Here is a 17,138-nt window from a genome sequence, read left to right on the forward strand (position 1 = left end):
TCAGTCGCGGCCGCCGTACACCGACGGCTCGCCTGGCGGCCGGGTTTTGAAGCGTTTGTGCACCCACCAGTACTGATCGGGCGCCTGGTCGATCCAGGTTTGCAGGCGCGCGTTCATGAGAGCGGTATCGGCTTCCACGCCGTCGGAGGGGAAGCCTACCCACACCGGCATGGCCTCGATCTCGTAGCCAGACGGTGTGATGCGCGTGACCAACGGCACCACCTTGGCGCGGCCCAAACGCGCAAAACGCGACAAGGACGGCACCGTGGCGGTGGGCACACCGTAAAACGGCACAAAAATGGACTCCTCGGGCCCGAAGTTCATGTCGGGCAAGAGGTACAACAAACCGCCCTTGCGCAGGCTGCTGACAATGGGTTTGACGCCATCGTCGCGGTTGAGCAGGCTGACATCGCCAAACCGTGCCCGGCCCACCTTCATCCACTCGTCCACCGCGCGGTTGACCTGGGTGGTGTAGATGGTGGTGAAGCGCCGATCAGCCGCCATGGCCAAGGCCATGGCGCCTGCATCCAGGCCATAAAAATGCGGCGCAAACACGATGGTGGGCGCCTCGCCCTGGAACACCCCCCAGTCACCCACACGTTTGAAGCGCGACTCCAGCACCTCGCGCGGCGCATGCCACAGCCAACTGCGGTCCAGCCAGGCCTGCATGAAGTAGACGAAGTTTTGCCGCACGATGGCCTCGCGCTCCATCTCGGTGCGCTCGGGAAAACACAGGCGCAGATTGGTCAGTGCGATGCGGCGCCGGCGCTTGGCCAGAGCGTGCAGTGCCAGCCCCAGCCAGCGCCCCAGCGCACGCACCCAAACCAGCGGCAAAAACGCCAACAGGCGCATCACAACAATGGCGAAGCGAGAGAGCATGGCCTACAGCTCCGCCCGAGGTCGTTTGTAGCGCGCGTAGCCCCACAGGTACTGCGAAGGGTCTTCGCGGATCAGCCGCTCCATGGCTTGGTTGATCTGCAACACGGCAGCCTCCAGCTCGTTGGAGGGTGGCTCCGGCATGGCGTGAAAACGCAGTTTGAATCCGCGCCCCGCAGACAGCCGCTCCCCCCACACCAGCACCGGTACGGCCCCGGTTTGCTGCGCCAGGCGGGCTGCCAGGGTCATGGTGTAGGCGGGCCGGCCAAAAAACGGCGCCCACACACCCATGCCTTCGGGCGGCACCTGGTCTGGCAGCAGGCCCACGGCGTGGCCCTTGCGCAAGGCCTTGATCATCTGACGCACACCGGCCAAGGTGGTGGGCGCGGTCTCCAGCCCCGGGCGCTCGCGGGCGCCATCCATCACGGCTGCCAGCCAGGGCTGGCGCGCCGGGCGAAACAACACCGTGAGCGGGCCGTGGTCCTGGGCATAGCGTGCGGCCAGCGCCTGCGCGATCACCTCAAAACAACCCATGTGGGGCGTGAGAAACACCACGCCTTTGCCCTGCGCGTAAGCCGCCTCCACCACCGCTTGCCCATCCCACTCAAAAGGCACGGGGGAACCCATCCACAAGCGCGGCAGTTCGGCGGTCATGCGCCCGGCATGGGCCACCGCGCCCCGCACCTGCGCAAACCCATAGCCCGCCTGCGCGGCGTTGGCCAACAAGCGCCGCCGGTAACTGGGTGACAGCAGGAACGACACCCAACCCAGCGCCGAGCCCAGTGCATGCAGCAGCCACAGAGGGGAATGGGACAGGAAGCGAAACAGGGTGGGCATGGCGGAATACAATCGGCGCGTCGCTGAGTTAACAGAGCAACTTGCAGGGCGACACACACAAGCGCGAAGGCCACCCCGGCCGAGCGATTGTGCCTTGTCATATACATTGACAAATCTGCTAAAGCGTTCGCCAGGGCTCCCAGGGCCGAGGCAACGCCTCGACAACCGATGATTTGGAGCTTACATGGCGAATGACTTTCTTTTCACGTCCGAGTCCGTTTCGGAAGGCCACCCCGACAAGGTTGCCGACCAGATCTCCGACGCCATCCTTGATGCGATCTTCAAGCAAGACCCGCGCAGCCGCGTGGCGGCAGAGACCCTGACCAACACCGGGCTGGTGGTGCTGGCGGGCGAAATCACCACCAACGCGCACGTGGACTACATCCAGGTGGCGCGTGACACCATCAAACGAATCGGCTACGACAACACCGAATACGGCATCGACTACAAGGGTTGCGCCGTGCTGGTGGCCTACGACAAGCAGTCCAACGACATTGCCCAGGGCGTGGACCACGCCTCGGACGACCACCTGAACACCGGCGCCGGCGACCAGGGCCTGATGTTTGGCTACGCCTGCGACGAAACGCCCGAACTGATGCCCGCGCCCATCTACTACGCACACCGGCTGGTGGAGCGCCAAGCCCAGCTGCGCAAAGATGGCCGCCTGCCCTTCTTGCGCCCGGACGCCAAGAGTCAGGTGACCATGCGTTACGTGGACGGCAAGCCCCACAGCATCGACACCGTGGTGCTGTCCACCCAGCACAGCCCCGACCAGAGCGAGACCCAGACCAAGATGAAGGCCAGCTTCATCGAGGCGGTCATCGAGGAAATCATCAAGCCGGTGCTGCCCAAGGAATGGCTGCAGGACACCAAGTACCTGATCAACCCCACCGGCCGCTTCGTCATTGGCGGCCCGCAGGGCGACTGTGGGCTGACCGGCCGCAAGATCATCGTTGACACCTACGGCGGTGCCTGCCCACACGGCGGTGGCGCCTTCAGCGGCAAAGACCCGACCAAGGTCGACCGCTCGGCCGCCTACGCCTGCCGCTACGTGGCCAAGAACATCGTCGCCGCCGGCCTGGCCAAGCAGTGCCAGATCCAGGTGGCCTACGCCATCGGCGTGGCCCACCCGATGAACGTGACGGTCTACACCGAAGGCACCGGCGTGATCCCCGATGAGCAGATCGCCGCGCTGGTCAACCAGCACTTCGACCTGCGCCCCAAGGGCATCATCCAAATGCTGGACCTGCTGCGACCCATCTACGAAAAAACCGCGGCTTACGGCCACTTTGGGCGCGAAGAGCCCGAATTCAGCTGGGAGCGGACGGACAAGGCTGCTAGCTTGCGGGCGGCAGCCGGGTTGAAGTAAGCCGACTCAGCGCTCAGCAAAAAGATGTTGGTACAGGCCCAGGAGCTTTTGCTCTTGGGCCTGCCAACTCAGTGGCGTCAAATCTTCAAAGTGAAACTTCCGGCCAGTGTCTTCAAGCGAGAGCACCGCCCGGCGCACGCTGTTGCTGTCCAGCGCACAACAGGTGCCAATGCCGTACTGCTCCAGCACAGCCCGAATGTCCGGAAAGTCTGACGCCAGCACCGGCACACCCGCAAAACAATACTCAAACAGCTTGTTGGGCAAACAGTAGTAGTCGCTCAACGAAACGTTCTGTACCAGACACAAACCGCAGTCAGCCGATCTCACCACCGATACCACCTGCGCGTGTGACACGGCGTCGTGCACATGCAAGTTGGCATGCACTGCGGCAAGTTGCTTGAGCTTGTCTGCCCAATCACCATACCCCAGAAAAACCACATGTGACGTCACGTCCGGGTGAGTGAAAGCGGCCGTGATCAGATCAAGCCCACGTCCTGGCCCCAAAATGCCCACATAAATAAAAACGCGGCGCTCGGGTGGAATTGAAAACGTGGTGCGCAAATAGGCACCGTGGTCCACACCATCGTCCTCGTACACTGGCGCATTGAGTATCACAGCCGACCGCTTGGGCCCAATCGTGGTGTGGTACCAGCCCTGAATGGATGGGCTGACCACAATCAACGCATCCACGAAGCGCCAAAGCCGTTTCTCGACCCACAGGGTCAAACGGCTTTGAACACGGGTCAAACCGTTGCGATCCGACTCCAGCTCATGGGCGTCATAGACCAGTTTTGCGCCGGTGACCAGCTTCACCATCACGCCCAAAGGCAGCACCAGCGTGTCGTGGCAGTGCACCACGTCAGGTTTCTGCCGAACGGAAGCCGGCAGCATCTTCACCACCAGCTCAAAGAGCGACGCCATGTGCCTCAATGTCCTCGGCAAGAACCGCCACTCTCGTGACCGCAAGCGTATGGCGCCGATCTCGGCGTCAAACGCCGCCGTGGACCGCTGTGCCCCCTCCTCCAGCGTGACTCCCAAGCCACTGACAACAAAGCCCCCAGCGGCCAGCGACCCCATTTCTTTGAGGATGCGGGAATCGGTGCGTATATCGGTGTGGGTCAGGTGAACCGACTTTTTCATACCCACTCCCGACCAACGGTCAATGCACGCAACGTCTCGTTGAAACACATAAAAATCACCAGCCTTCAGCCGACACACCCAAAGACAAGGCCCAGGGAAGATTGGCGAGCTCCCATGACAAAGTTGCTCTGTAATGTTGCCTCAACACCGGCCGTTGAATTTGTGGGGCTACGCCGTACTGCAAAAGCGATCTGGCGGCAAATGGGTCGACGTCACCATACTTCACAGCATCAAAACCTGACGCAAGAATTTTCGCCCGATCAAGGTCAGCCATAAAGTCCAGCGAAGCCATCACAGACATGAAGTCGATGGTGCGAAATGATACGGTTCCACTCGAAACGTCATTGAGCCATCAAACGAGCCCTGACCATGGATTCCGATGAAGCGAGTGGGCGGCGTCCCTGCATACAGTCTGGCAGCAAGCTCTTCTCGTGGGAAGTTATCCGCGTGCAAATGATTGCGCATCACCTGCAAAGATGTCCAAGCCGGAACAAACAACACGGTCATGGTGCACGGCTCATTCGCTCGGTCAGTCCGTAGGCAATAGCAATTGGCCCGGTCGCATACGAAAAGTAGCCAAGAGGAAAGCTCGCCGGATATTCCATCACGAATCGCGCTATCTCCTGAGCCACACCACTGCCGAATTCATCCAGGACAACCCAACCCATTAACCCCTCGTGCAGCCCACTGCCTGTGATCTGCCCCCTACCGGCAAGATCCGCCCCCCAGTCACCCCGACTCTTCTTGACATTCAGCATGAGCGTCCTTGCCAACTTGATCATATCGTTTTTTGTTATAACATTTCCAACCTTATAGCTTTCATAGGCGAAGTGAACGTTGATCTGCGCATGCGTCACATCCTCCGCCGTCGCCAATCGGTTTTTTTTCAGCAGTGCACCTGCCCAGTACTCCCATTCAACGGAGCCATTGTTTCGATCTTTCCAGTTTGAGCGGAAGAAGCGAGCAAGTTTTACGGCGCGATCCTTGTGCCCACCGGCTCCGAGCTTTTGTAACTCTAAGTGGACGAGGCCCAGAGTCAACATGTGGTTAAGAGGAGCAATGTCCTTCAAATAAGGATCGACGTAATACCCGCCGCCTGATGCTGCATCATCCCGCCAGTAAGGCTCGTACTCGGCAAGCGCCTCCTCTGCAACTTTGCGGTATTGAGGGCACAACCGCGTCGCCCCAGGCGTACCGCGCGCGACCACGCAGTACTTAACTAGGGGGTAGACCGCCATTCCCGCGAACGCATCCCAGGCCACCCATTTCTTTTTGTTGGCACTGTAGCGATTAGACCCCCACGAATTCGCAGTTCGCCCGCGGACGTCGTCAACTATGCCCAAGCGATCATCCCGCATTGCGATTACTTTCGCCGCTGCATGCTCGAACGGCACTAGAAATCGCTCATCCATTGTCCGCTCATAGGCTAGGATGGCTGCGCGCAAGTCGTAGGCAAGATTCCATGCGACATACTTTCCACCAAGCTCGCGACCAGCTTCCCGAGTAGCCATAGAGGCGTTATACGGCAAGGCAATCTCGAGATATTGGAGCAGGAATTGATCAGCCTGGAGAGAATCACCTACGGCGCTGGCAATCGACGGCAATCGCTTGATAACCTTTTCGTTCAGTCGGTAGGAGTGCGGATCCTCTACCTCTTTTTCAGCCGGCAGCGTGGCCAGAGCCCATGGGACGTTTGCAATTTCCCATGGAGCTCCGGACCGCGCGTACTTGTGCGCAACGCTAGAGCGGTAACCAGGGCGAGTTCCATCTCCGGCAAGCGATCGGGCCGCGAACGGATATACCTCGCCGCGCATGATGAGGTCCCGGGCGCTGACTTCGAATCCATCACCAACTTCAGCTACATAACCGCGGGCAGCCAGAACCGATGTTAGGTCTATTGTCCGAAAAGAGATCCAGGCAAGGGACTTATCGCCCACATACGAAGGTGTATTAACAGAGCGGAAGGATGCTTTGTCATAACCATCGTAGGCATGACCCCACCAGTAGTACCACGCCGTCGGCTCAGGGAACCGCCCATCCTTACCAAGCTTACTGATGAAGTGACGGATGATTTCGCGCTGGACCTCCACCTCAGAGTCATCTGTCTTCCCCCCGGCAACGCGGTGCGCATCCAAAATGCTATAAGCCCATTCATTCTGGTGGTTGTAAGGTACGGGCATGCCATCGTAATAAAAAGCGCTCCCCTTTGGCCACCGCAAATGTCGTGCCCCGGGAGCAAGCCATTTAGCATCTTCGCCAGCATCTGCCAACACCTCAATATGCCCCTGGAGCGTCTTCACTTCGCGCTCTAGTTTTCTAAGGTTTGCCAGTGGTTGAGCATCTGGAAATTCTTCAACGTAACGCGTGAGCAGGAGCAGTGCGCGGCTGGTCTGTACGCTAAATAGCGCTGGTGACCGATCCTTGGTAAAGGCGCGCGTATGCAAACCTTGGGATGACCCGAGTTGGCGGTCTATCAGGCGCACCTCCAACTCGATCCGCAACCGCAGTTTTTCCAATAGAGGATAAAATACATCAAATGCCTGCTGCTCACGACGCGCTAAATAGATCGCGTCCATGAAGCCATTCAGATAGTAGATCTGCGACCAAGCGACCCGGCCTTCGATGTTGTTCGAGCCGAGTTCCAGCATCCCGCCGTTTTGGCCACGCTGAATGTCGTGTTCCAGCATCTCGCCATAAGACAGCGAATCCGTTGCCTTACGCCATATTAGCTTAGCTGCGCGCTCATCCCACGAGAGCTTCCAAGGAATACCTTGGGACAGCGGAAGCACCTCGGACGTCCCTCCCTTTGGATGGACGACAGTGTAGGCGCCCAGCGCATTCACTTTCTTGCGGTTGCAAAGTATTCCAACACCAATAGGCGTGGTGATCGCCTCAAGGACTTTCTCACAATCCCGTATGCGCTCAATTACAATCCGCTCACTGCCTACCTTCGCATCTAGGGTGCCTGCGACAATTCGCAGTCCATCCTTCTCTCCAAAAAGGAATATTGGTGGCTCCATCTCGTAATGCGTTCCTGCGGGATCCTCCAATGTTGGAAGTTCAAAATCGAGACCAACATCAACCCATTGATTACCCTCGAGCCGCAGACGACGTAGGTAGTTCTTCGCAGCATTATTGTCATACACTACAAGGTTTAGAACACCCTCTTGGAAAAGCGCAGCCCTGAACATCAGAAAATCGACACCAGAGCGCTTCACCTTCGTGAATCGAATCTCCGTCGACGATTTAGTCCAATCAGCGAGCAAAAGCTCGTTTTCTGGCAAGCTCCGGACGATAGCACCCATCCTGTCTTCGCCAAGGTCGAAAAGGGCTACGGGAATCCCGGGTGAGGCAAGCGGAATGCGCTGTCCGTCATCCATCCGCAAAGTGGAATGGCTCCTAGCGATATCGAACTCGACGGTAGCCGCAGCCTTGCCAGCACGGAGAACGACGAAAGGAACCTCCACTGCACCACGGATCGTAGGACTTACTACAGCATTTTCCACGAGATGCTTGCGGTAGCCTGCGAGAGGCGCCGATACTTCAAGATTGATATCCTCTGACGATGCGCCAGCCAAGAACCAGGAAGTCAATATCGAAGCCGAAACAAGTACTACAAATATGCGCCAATTCACTCTTCACCACCATTCAAAAATACAGCACCACCACCTAATGAGACAAAGGGAATCTTGGCGAACCCAGTCTTGATGCCAAAAACATCGCTTGGAGCCAAAACAACTGTAATCACTTTGTGACACGTCAGTTCCCAGCCTGCCGCATAAGTCATCGGCGCACTGGTCCTCATCGCAAAATACGTGCTCCACTCATATAAATACATGACGCGAACAGTTCAGCGCCCGACCACCGCTGCAATCACACACACCCAAAGCCCAATGAGAAGCTTACTCCGCATTTCCACCTTTGCCGAAACCGCACGACATCAGCGCCCGGTACAGATAAGACTCATACTCGGCAACCTGTCTGTTCTCATCCATTCCGCTGGGGTACTTGGAGTAGCCACCATTTGGTAGCGCATAGCGCTCGACTTCACCCAAAAAAATACCACCATACCCGTCACCCTTGAAGCGGCACATTAATTGCGCCGCAATGCTCAAATCGTACAATCTGGGTGGGGTTTTTATTCTGGAACGAAAGATCGGCCATCCACGCACGCCGCCGTCTTCATTGACAAAATCCATGAGATGGCCAAAAACACCATTGATATCGAACTGATCCGCAAGTCGTCCATTGTATTTCGCGTAAGTCAGCACCCCTTCAATGACATAGCCCGCATGTGGCAAATCGTTGGGCGAGTTTTCCTGAATAGAATAGTTCCAAAACCAGGTATTCGACTTCAGGGCTTGTTTTCTATTCTTGAGCAGTGCCGCCATCGTTGCGTCTGCAGCCTGTCGAAGCCGCTCTTTCAACGCGACGTTGTTCACCACCTCACTGAATCGCTGCATCTGGCCTGCCAGATACACAGCAGAGTTGAATGTGTCGTAGCGTCGGTCATGCATCAACAACGAGTAGGGAAGCAACCCCGCTGGCGTGCGCATGTCTGGAGAGACGTATGGCTGCAGAGCAAGATCGACCAGTCGCAGAATATCTCGTTGTTTTTGCTCATCGACGTAATCCAGCCACCCGAGCAACGCATCAACAACAATAGCGGTAGAAATGGTGTACTCGGTGTTTGCTGGGTTGGTTGAACCATCTCCGTAGGCATCCCAAGCGATCGGCACACCCCAACCCACAACCCCATCTTGGTTGGCGTCAGCATGCTCCATCAACCAATCACCGGCCTTGACACCCATCTCGTTGATGCTTGGCCACTCGTTGCTGCGCGCCTCGGCTTGGGCCCCAAGAAGGATCATGGCGTAGCTTTTCGGTACATCAGCAGACTCATTGGACGGGTAGTCGGCGAGACCGCGGCCCGGGTTTTGCCGGTCTATATTCAAAAGCACATTCGCCAGAATTTTTCCACCCTCCACTTCTTTTGCATACGGAGTAACCACACTTCCAACGTCACAACCTACCAAAAAAACAGGCGCCACCAAGAAGCCAACAACCTTGGAGCGGATGACTTTTTTCATTTGCCTCATACGAAACCCACACCCTCTTGGGCAGCCCTTGCAAAAAAACAATTCAAACCCTGATTACATGCAGAAAAAAGTGTTGCACTCGAATCAAAATTTTCTCCAATCATACAATCGACCATCAGCGCGAAGATCATCGGCTTAAGCGAGCGGTTGCCTGTAAATATGTGCGAAAATTTTTGCATCCTGATCCCAAACGGCAGGCGCAGCAAACCGCCGCACACTCTCGACAAACGGCTCAAGATCGGTGTCGCAAATTTCAAGAATCTTCGACTCAACTTCTTCGAACCGGCAAGACCAGCCAAATGATCCTTCGCGCGCCAATCCAGACAGATACTCAAGATTGTCACTGAAGAGCATCGGCAATCCAGCGTGGCTCCACTCGAAAAATTTGTTGGGCAATGCAAATCGATCATTAAGAGGCACCTCAGGCACAACAAAGATACCGACATCCGCACCAGCCGAGTAGGAAACTATCTGATCCCGAGGCACAGCGGGTTGGAAATGGATGTTGGAGTGCGCCTGTACTGCGGCACCCAAGATATCCTTGTAGCCGCCCTCCGTATAGCCCATGAAAACGATGTGCGCGATGGTGGGCTCAAGCCTAGAAAAGACATCAATCAGTTCGTCAATGCCGCGCCCAATACTGATCTGCCCCTGGTAAATAAATAAGGTCGCAGCCTCCGGAATGTTGAACCGTTCACGGAAACTGCCCTCGGGAACGGGACGGACCTGCACGGCTGCCTGTTCAGGAACGTTTCGCACCACATAGACGTTATCTAATTCGTACGTGGAACGGTACCATTCGTGAATTGGCTCACACACAACGACGACATTGCGCGCCGACCGGATGAACCGTCGTTCAATGAGGGTCGTTATTCGCTTGAACATGCCCTTCAGGCCTGCCCTTTCGGTTTCCAGCTCATGCGGAAGGTACTCTAGGGTCGCCCCTGTGGATCGGGCCGCGGCCCATGCAACAGGCAACATGAAAGCGTTGTGACAGCTGACATGATCTGGATTCAGTCGCCGGGTGGTTTGGATGCAGTCAAACGCATACTGAAAAAGACTCAGCAGCGCGACGACCTTGCGGAGAAGCACGAACCGCCGCAAGAACACCGCGTTCTTGTACCGGTGCAGCACAGTGGGTAGACGTTTAATCTCTAACCCGTCGGTTGTCGTTTCATTTCTCGCGAGGCCCTCGTTCCAGAAAGCCAGGACCACGACTCGCCGGCAAATACCATTCTTCAACGTATAGGCTGCTTCTTTGTAGAGACGGCTCGCGTTTTCGGCCGTGTTCATGAAAATGTGCAGTGTAAATTGCGTCATTGAATTACTTGCCATTTTTCAGCGGAATCGGTCCTGTTGGGCGAAAGCACGTGAGCTTGCAACGGCCCAAGACGGTCAAGTGCGGCGCCACCGGGTGACCAAGCTGATTGAACCGGTTAAGCATCTCGCGTCACATCGGTTCGTGTTTGGTTTGACCGCGCCTGGACAGAGAGTAAGAGATGACGATAGCCAATACGTACCAACAACCAACCCCTACACTGTAGATCCAAAGCGTTGAAAATAGGGTGATCTGGGGGTCAATGAGAGATGGCAGGACAAGTGTTCCCAAGCCAATGACCAGTTGACCGATCTGCCAGATGAAATTGAGCCGCTGCCGCCCTCGAATTATCCAGACATAACTGAGCGGTGAAGAGATGAATCGCACGATCGTCAAAAATGCGACAGCCTGAATCAGCGTGCCAGCTTCGGTCCATTGCGACCCAAAAATGAGTGGGAACAGATACGGCACGACCAAGATGACCGGCAGGATGAACACCAGCACGCTGACGATCCCCAACAGCGCAAAACGCCAAAAACTGGCTGTGCAACGCCCGTCTCGGTTGAACTCTTCAGATGCCTGCTGCTGAAAAAACCCCTGCAGGCTGCTGCCGAGGATTGAAATCGGCATGTTAATCATGCGCATCGCCAGCGAGTATTGCCCCAGCAGCGCCGGGCCAAAGAACCGGTTGATCAACAGGTCCGGCAAAAACTGGCTCATAGAATTCACCAGCGTGCCGGGCATCATCCAGAGCGTAAGGCGATAGTGCGTCCGAAACTGCCCGAAACCTGAACGTAGGCTGAACTGAAGCTGCAAACTGCGAAACGCCTTGGCGAAGAGCACAGCAAGCAGAGTACCTCCGAGGACCAGGCCCAGCATGTTGGCAACGATCAGCCCTATCGGGCCTGGCGAGAACGATCCGATACCGATCTGAAGCAGCATGGTTGACAAACCCAGAACAAGGTTGTTCCGGGCAAGGACGTTGAACTCTTTTTCCCGCGTCGCCCAAGCATTGAGGGCAAGGCCGGCGCCCATGAGAAATACTGTGACAGGCAGCCAGATGAGAAACGGAATAAATGCGACGCCAAACAAGTGAATCAGCCAGGCGTCGGGAAGAAAGACCACCGCAAACAGAAGAGCCAAGGAGATCAAAAAGACGGTTGAAAGCGTCAACAAAACGCCATGCGCGCCACGTTCGCGACTCTCTTCAAGAAATGCGATGTTGCGCAGCTCAAGGGTGGAAACCGTGGACGTGATCGTCGCCAACGAGAAAAAAACCGCGTAAATTCCAAAATCGTTGGGAGAATAGAGTCTTGCGACAATTGGAGCGCTGATCAACGGAAACACCATGACCAGCGCGGAGCTGCTGACGAAGTGCGCGTGGGATCGATTGAACGGTGCAAGCGCAAACTGAATGTACCGACGGATCACGCGTGTCATGGGCACACTCGCATGCTCAACTGGCGGCCCGACGGAAACGACGTCCATGCCAAACCAAAGCGAGGCTCCGAACCGGCGAGCGAGGGTTGCCGGCTCTTACGGACAAGGTCCATGGGAAGAGATTGCATTTTCGACTGCATTGTTTTAGTGGACGCATGAAATGCAAAACACCCGAAATCCTGAGACCCATACAGCAGATCAAGGAAGAGGCCCAAGACCACAAGAAACGCCTGCTTCAATCCCGTCACATTCATCGGTGCGACGACACTTTTGCCAAATTTGATGCTGGGGAGAAAGCGTCTAAGCATTCCGCGCAGAACCACCCTGGTCACACGACCAGGGTATGAATGATTTTTTCTTGATCGGATGCAGCCAAATAAGGGTGCATGGGCAAGCTCATGACCCGTTGTGCCACCGCATCCCCCACCGGCAGGCACGCCGAGTCATCGGCCACTGCAGGTTGTTTGTTCAGCGGAATGGGGTAATGGACGGCGGTCGGGATACCAGCGACCTTGAGACGCGCCTGCACGCCCTCTCGATCGCTCACTTGAATGGTGTATTGAGCCCAGACGCTGGTGTTGTGCGCTTCTGTCGCAGGCGGTGTCGCCCCGCCGTGTCGCTCGATCAGCTCGGCATACCGCTGAGCAACCTGCTGGCGCAGCAGAATTTCCTCGTCCAACACCGCCAGCTTGGGCAACAGCACCGCAGCCTGCAAGGTGTCAAGACGGCTGTTCACGCCCACACGCACATGGTGGTAACGGCGGTCTTGACCGTGGCGCGCGATCTGACGCATCACCGTTGCCAACCCGTTGTCGCTCGTGAAGATGGCACCTCCGTCGCCATAACAACCGAGTGGCTTGCTAGGAAAGAAGCTTGCGCACGCAATCGTGGTCAGGTTGCAACTTTTGCGCCCTTTGTAGGTGGCACCAAAGCTCTGTGCAGCATCCTCGATCACAGGTATGCCGTGGCGAGCAGCGATCGCGTTGATGGCGTCATAGTCAGCGCACTGCCCATACAAGCTCACCGGGATGATGGCCTTGGTGCGCGGCGTGATGGCGGCCTCTAGCAGGGCCGGGTCGAGGTTGTAGGTACGCGCATCAATGTCCACGTACACAGGCTTGGCCAGCAGCAAAGCCACGGTTTCTGCTGTCGCGATGTAGGTGAAACCGGGGGTAATGACTTCGTCACCCGGCCCCACGCCCAGGGCCATCAGCGCAATTTGCAACGCATCGGTGCCATTGGCCACACTGATGCAATGTTTGGCGCCGGTGTAGTCACACAGCTTGCCCTCCAACTCCGCCACCTCTGGCCCCAGAATGTACTGCCCGTGGTCCAGCACGCGCTGAATGCGCGCGTCAATGTCTGCCTTGAGGCGTTGGTATTGACTTTTGAGGTCTATGAATTCCATCGGATTGCTCGGGTAGTGAATGCGGGCAGCCAGCCTACAGCCCTCAAAACTGCAGCAGAGCATGATGCCATACGGGAGACCCGACAGCCGCTGCGCTTTTCTTTTCCAGCCGCGACAAACTGAGGCACCAGAGGGCGACATGAGATACTCCAACCCTGCGGAGATGCGGCTGACGCAACACATGCTGCAACCATCTGGATGCGTAAATTAACTCACATGGACGGGCGACCAAGCCGAGGTGTCTTCTCCGTCGCGGGCGCCCGAACACCCCAAAAGTAGCACCCGGCGCACTCAGGACATCTGAATCCACGGCCCACCCTGAAACGTCACCGACCTCCTTCGGCCCTGCCATGTTTGAAGTCATCGTCCATCGGTTTTTGGCACTGCCCCGAACCTTCAAACAAGCCCTGGTGATCCTGCTGGATGCGGTCCTGTGCGTGCTCACCGTGTGGCTGGCATGGTGTCTGCGGTTGGAAAGCTGGCTGCCCCTGAACACCACCCACTTGAAAGTGGGTCTGTTGTCCATTGCCGTGGCACTGCCCCTCTTCATCTGGTTTGGCTTGTACCGCGCCATTTTTCGCCACGCTGGCTGGAACGCCATGGTCGCGGTGGTTCAGGCCATGGCACTCTATGCCGTGCTGTTCGCCGGCCTGGTCACCGTGTACGCCTTTGAGGGGGTACCGCGCACGGTGGGTGTGCTTCAACCGTTGCTGCTGCTGGTGGCCATTGGCGGCGCGCGGGCTTTGGTGCGCTTTTTTCTGGGCGGCGTGTACCGGCGCATGCTGCAACGGCGAAGCTGGCCCGGCGTGCTGATTTATGGCGCCGGACACACAGGGCGTCAGCTTGCCCGCGCCCTGAGCGACAGCCACGAACAACGCCTGCTCGGATTCCTGGACGACGACGACCGCCTACATGGCCACAGCCTGGATGGGCGCACGGTGTACGCCCCACGCGAACTGCCCCGCCTGATCGCACAACTGAATGCCACCGACGTGTTGCTGGCCATCCCCTCGGCCAGCCGAACCGCCCGCAACGCCATCTTGACCCAACTCCAGGCACTGCCCCTGCACGTTCGAACACTGCCCACCATGGCGGAGTTGTCGACCGGCACGGTGCGGCTGAGCGATGCGCGCGAACTGGACGTGGAGGATCTGCTCGCGCGCGACACCGTCCCACCCAACGATGTGTTGCTGAACAAACACACCCGAGGCAAAGTGGTGCTGGTGACGGGCGCAGGGGGATCTATCGGCAGCGAGCTGTGCCACCAAATCCTGCGCTGCCACCCCGAGCAACTCCTGCTGCTGGACGCCAGCGAGTTTGCGCTCTACGACGTCCACCAGCAGATGCAACAGCTCGGGCAGAAAATGCAAGCGACCACGCACATCGTCCCGCTGCTGGGATCGGTGTGTGACAAGGCACGCATGGAGCGCGTGATGGCCACCTGGACGCCCCACATCGTCTACCACGCCGCAGCGTACAAACATGTGCCTTTGGTCGAGCACAACCCCAGCGAGGGTGTGCGCAACAACGTGGTGGGCACCTGGGTCTGCGCTGAAGCCGCCCTACACGCTCGCGTGCCACATTTTGTGCTTGTGAGCACCGACAAAGCCGTGCGGCCCACCAACACCATGGGCGCCAGCAAGCGCCTGGCCGAAATGGTGCTGCAAGCCCTGGCCGAACTGAACGGTCCCACCCAATTCAGCATGGTCCGGTTCGGCAACGTGCTGGGCTCGTCCGGCTCCGTCGTGCCGCTGTTTCGCCAGCAGATCGAAGCCGGCGGGCCATTGACCCTGACCCACCCGGACATCACCCGCTTTTTCATGACCATCCCCGAGGCCGCACAACTGGTGGTGCAGGCAGGTGCCATGGCGCAGGGCGGCGACGTGTTTGTGCTGGACATGGGTGAACCCGTTCGCATCGCCGATCTGGCTCACCGCATGATCACGTTGAGTGGCCTGCAGGTCAAAGACGACACCAACCCCCACGGCGACATCGCCATCTCCATCATTGGCCTGCGCCCCGGTGAAAAGCTGTTCGAAGAACTGCTGATTGGCAACAACCCCCAGCCCACCGAGCACAAACGCATCTTGCGCGCGCAAGAGGCCCATTGGCCGTGGGAGCGGCTCGAGCCTCGCCTGCACGCACTGGTGGCGTGCATGGAGGCCGACGACATGCTCGGCCTGCGCCAATGCCTGCTCGACCTGGTCGACGGTTTTGCGCCCACTGACGAGGTGCTGGACTGGCGCCTGCTGGCCCTCAAGCCCCGTGTCGGCCCCGTCCAGGACCAGTACCCCAGCCCGCCAAACCAGCCACAAAATTCCCGATATCTTCTGCAAACCGACCTATGAACCTGGACTCCGCACACATCGCCGTCATCGGCCTGGGCTACGTCGGCCTGCCCTTGGCCGTCGAGTTCGGCAAATTCCGCCCCGTCATTGGCTTTGACATCAACCCCCAGCGCATCGCCGAGCTGGTGGCAGGCAACGACCACACGCTCGAAGTCAGCCCGTCCGAGCTGGCACAAGCGCAGCACCTGCAATTCACCAGCGACCCGGAAACCCTGCGCCAATGCCAGGTCATCATCGTCACCGTGCCCACACCCGTGGACAAGGCGAACCGCCCCGACATGACCCCGCTGATCAAGGCCAGCGAAACCGTGGGGCGGCACATGCCCCCAAACGCCGTGGTCATCTACGAATCGACCGTCTATCCAGGGGCCACAGAAGAGGTGTGCGTACCGGTGCTGGAGCGCGCCAGCGGCCTGCGCTTCAACGTCGATTTTTTCTGTGGCTACAGCCCGGAACGCATCAACCCCGGCGACAAGGTCAACACGCTCACCACCATCAAGAAAATCACCAGCGGCAGCTCGGCGCCCACCGCCGACGCGGTGGACGCTCTCTACCGGCAAATCATCAAGGCAGGCACCTGGCAAGCCAGCAGCATCAAAGTGGCCGAAGCGGCCAAGGTCATTGAGAACAGCCAGCGCGATCTGAACATCGCCTTTGTCAACGAGCTGTCCGTCATTTTCGATCGCATCGGCATCGACACACTGGAAGTGCTCGAGGCAGCCGGCAGCAAATGGAATTTCCTGCCATTTCGCCCCGGCATGGTGGGCGGCCACTGCATTGGCGTGGACCCGTACTACCTCACGCACAAAGCCGAAGAACTGGGCTACCACCCGCAGGTGATCCTGGCTGGGCGCCGCATCAACGACAACATGGCACGTTATGCCGCGCGCAACGTCATCAAACGCATGTTGCAGAACGGCGTGGATGTGGCTCGCAGCACGGTGGGCGTGATGGGCATCACCTTCAAGGACAATTGTCCCGACATTCGCAACAGCAAAGTGGCCGACCTCGTCAAAGAACTGCAGAACTGGGGCGCCCGGGTGGTGGTGACCGATCCTTGGGCCAACGCGGCCGAAGTCCAACACGAATACGGCATCGAGTTGGGCACGATTTCCACCGCGCACCCGGTCGATGCCTTGGTGGTGGCGGTCGGCCACCGTGAGTTTCAAGCCATGTCGATTGCCCAACTCAAAAGCCTGTGTCGCGGGCCACACCCGGTGCTGGCCGACATCAAATCGATCTACAACCGGCATGAGGCCGCTGCCGCCGGTTTCAGCGTCTTCCGTTTCTGAACCGCCCCCAC

13 protein-coding genes are annotated in these 17,138 nt (G+C 58.0%); 3 read left to right on the plus strand and 10 right to left on the minus strand.

What is annotated here, in order from left to right; all coding sequences use genetic code 11:
- Both ACFQPB_RS03020 and ACFQPB_RS03025 read right to left on the minus strand, forming a co-directional pair.
- Positions 1-879, minus strand: coding sequence for a lysophospholipid acyltransferase family protein (locus ACFQPB_RS03020; protein WP_382219663.1), 879 nt, complete (start codon positions 877-879; stop codon positions 1-3).
- Positions 880-882: 3 nt separating this feature from the next.
- On the minus strand, positions 883-1,713 hold the full coding sequence (locus ACFQPB_RS03025) for a lysophospholipid acyltransferase family protein (protein ID WP_382219665.1): 831 nt from the start codon (positions 1,711-1,713) through the stop codon (positions 883-885).
- A 184-nt stretch (positions 1,714-1,897) separates the two neighbouring features.
- Between ACFQPB_RS03025 and metK the strand changes: the two genes are divergently transcribed.
- Positions 1,898-3,082: a methionine adenosyltransferase gene (gene metK / locus ACFQPB_RS03030; protein ID WP_382219667.1), complete on the plus strand. Its 1,185-nt coding sequence runs from the start codon at positions 1,898-1,900 to the stop codon at positions 3,080-3,082.
- A 6-nt stretch (positions 3,083-3,088) separates the two neighbouring features.
- Here the strand turns inward: metK and ACFQPB_RS03035 are convergent, their stop codons facing one another.
- The 8 genes from ACFQPB_RS03035 to ACFQPB_RS03070 form a co-directional block, all read right to left on the minus strand.
- The gene (locus ACFQPB_RS03035; RefSeq protein ID WP_382219669.1) at positions 3,089-4,300 is read right to left on the minus strand and encodes a glycosyltransferase; all 1,212 of its coding nucleotides are present in this window, start codon (positions 4,298-4,300) and stop codon (positions 3,089-3,091) included.
- Positions 4,278-4,523: a hypothetical protein gene (locus tag ACFQPB_RS03040; protein ID WP_382219671.1), complete on the minus strand. Its 246-nt coding sequence runs from the start codon at positions 4,521-4,523 to the stop codon at positions 4,278-4,280. Before ACFQPB_RS03040 ends, ACFQPB_RS03035 begins: the two co-directional genes overlap by 23 nt.
- A gap of 202 nt (positions 4,524-4,725) precedes the next feature.
- Positions 4,726-7,857 (minus strand): hypothetical protein, encoded by a 3,132-nt coding sequence (locus ACFQPB_RS03045; protein WP_382219672.1) that lies wholly within the window; start codon positions 7,855-7,857, stop codon positions 4,726-4,728.
- Positions 7,854-8,060, minus strand: coding sequence for a hypothetical protein (locus ACFQPB_RS03050; protein ID WP_382219674.1), 207 nt, complete (start codon positions 8,058-8,060; stop codon positions 7,854-7,856). The genes ACFQPB_RS03045 and ACFQPB_RS03050 overlap by 4 nt, the downstream gene beginning before the upstream one ends.
- Before the next feature lie 64 nt (positions 8,061-8,124).
- Positions 8,125-9,312, minus strand: coding sequence for a hypothetical protein (locus tag ACFQPB_RS03055; protein ID WP_382219675.1), 1,188 nt, complete (start codon positions 9,310-9,312; stop codon positions 8,125-8,127).
- Positions 9,313-9,456: 144 nt separating this feature from the next.
- Complete coding sequence (locus tag ACFQPB_RS03060) at positions 9,457-10,614, minus strand: glycosyltransferase (protein ID WP_382219677.1); 1,158 nt, start codon at positions 10,612-10,614, stop codon at positions 9,457-9,459.
- 157 nt (positions 10,615-10,771) lie between these two features.
- Positions 10,772-12,127 carry a lipopolysaccharide biosynthesis protein gene (locus ACFQPB_RS03065; RefSeq protein WP_382219679.1) on the minus strand — a complete coding sequence of 452 codons (1,356 nt, stop codon included), beginning with the start codon at positions 12,125-12,127 and terminating at the stop codon, positions 10,772-10,774.
- Between the two features lie 280 nt (positions 12,128-12,407).
- The gene (locus ACFQPB_RS03070) at positions 12,408-13,487 is read right to left on the minus strand and encodes a DegT/DnrJ/EryC1/StrS family aminotransferase (protein ID WP_382219681.1); all 1,080 of its coding nucleotides are present in this window, start codon (positions 13,485-13,487) and stop codon (positions 12,408-12,410) included.
- Between the two features lie 350 nt (positions 13,488-13,837).
- Between ACFQPB_RS03070 and ACFQPB_RS03075 the strand changes: the two genes are divergently transcribed.
- Entirely contained in the window at positions 13,838-15,835 is a 1,998-nt protein-coding gene (locus ACFQPB_RS03075) for a polysaccharide biosynthesis protein (RefSeq protein WP_382219683.1), read from the plus strand.
- A complete protein-coding gene (locus tag ACFQPB_RS03080; RefSeq protein WP_382219685.1) occupies positions 15,832-17,127 on the plus strand; it encodes a nucleotide sugar dehydrogenase in 1,296 nt (431 codons plus the stop codon). The genes ACFQPB_RS03075 and ACFQPB_RS03080 overlap by 4 nt, the downstream gene beginning before the upstream one ends.
- Positions 17,128-17,138: the final 11 nt, after the last annotated feature.

The sequence above is a fragment of the Hydrogenophaga atypica genome, from assembly GCF_042665215.1.
GTDB classification, from domain to species: domain Bacteria; phylum Pseudomonadota; class Gammaproteobacteria; order Burkholderiales; family Burkholderiaceae_C; genus Hydrogenophaga; species Hydrogenophaga defluvii_A.

Coding starts and splice junctions, on each gene's coding strand:
- ACFQPB_RS03020 (WP_382219663.1), bottom strand. CDS start 879: ATGCTCTCTCGCTTCGCCATTGTTGTGATGCGCCTGTTGGCGTTTTTG.
- ACFQPB_RS03025 (WP_382219665.1), bottom strand. CDS start 1,713: ATGCCCACCCTGTTTCGCTTCCTGTCCCATTCCCCTCTGTGGCTGCTG.
- metK (WP_382219667.1), top strand. CDS start 1,898: ATGGCGAATGACTTTCTTTTCACGTCCGAGTCCGTTTCGGAAGGCCAC.
- ACFQPB_RS03040 (WP_382219671.1), bottom strand. CDS start 4,523: ATGTCTGTGATGGCTTCGCTGGACTTTATGGCTGACCTTGATCGGGCG.
- ACFQPB_RS03050 (WP_382219674.1), bottom strand. CDS start 8,060: ATGTATTTATATGAGTGGAGCACGTATTTTGCGATGAGGACCAGTGCG.
- ACFQPB_RS03055 (WP_382219675.1), bottom strand. CDS start 9,312: ATGAAAAAAGTCATCCGCTCCAAGGTTGTTGGCTTCTTGGTGGCGCCT.
- ACFQPB_RS03060 (WP_382219677.1), bottom strand. CDS start 10,614: ATGAACACGGCCGAAAACGCGAGCCGTCTCTACAAAGAAGCAGCCTAT.
- ACFQPB_RS03065 (WP_382219679.1), bottom strand. CDS start 12,127: ATGGACGTCGTTTCCGTCGGGCCGCCAGTTGAGCATGCGAGTGTGCCC.
- ACFQPB_RS03070 (WP_382219681.1), bottom strand. CDS start 13,487: ATGGAATTCATAGACCTCAAAAGTCAATACCAACGCCTCAAGGCAGAC.
- ACFQPB_RS03075 (WP_382219683.1), top strand. CDS start 13,838: ATGTTTGAAGTCATCGTCCATCGGTTTTTGGCACTGCCCCGAACCTTC.
- ACFQPB_RS03080 (WP_382219685.1), top strand. CDS start 15,832: ATGAACCTGGACTCCGCACACATCGCCGTCATCGGCCTGGGCTACGTC.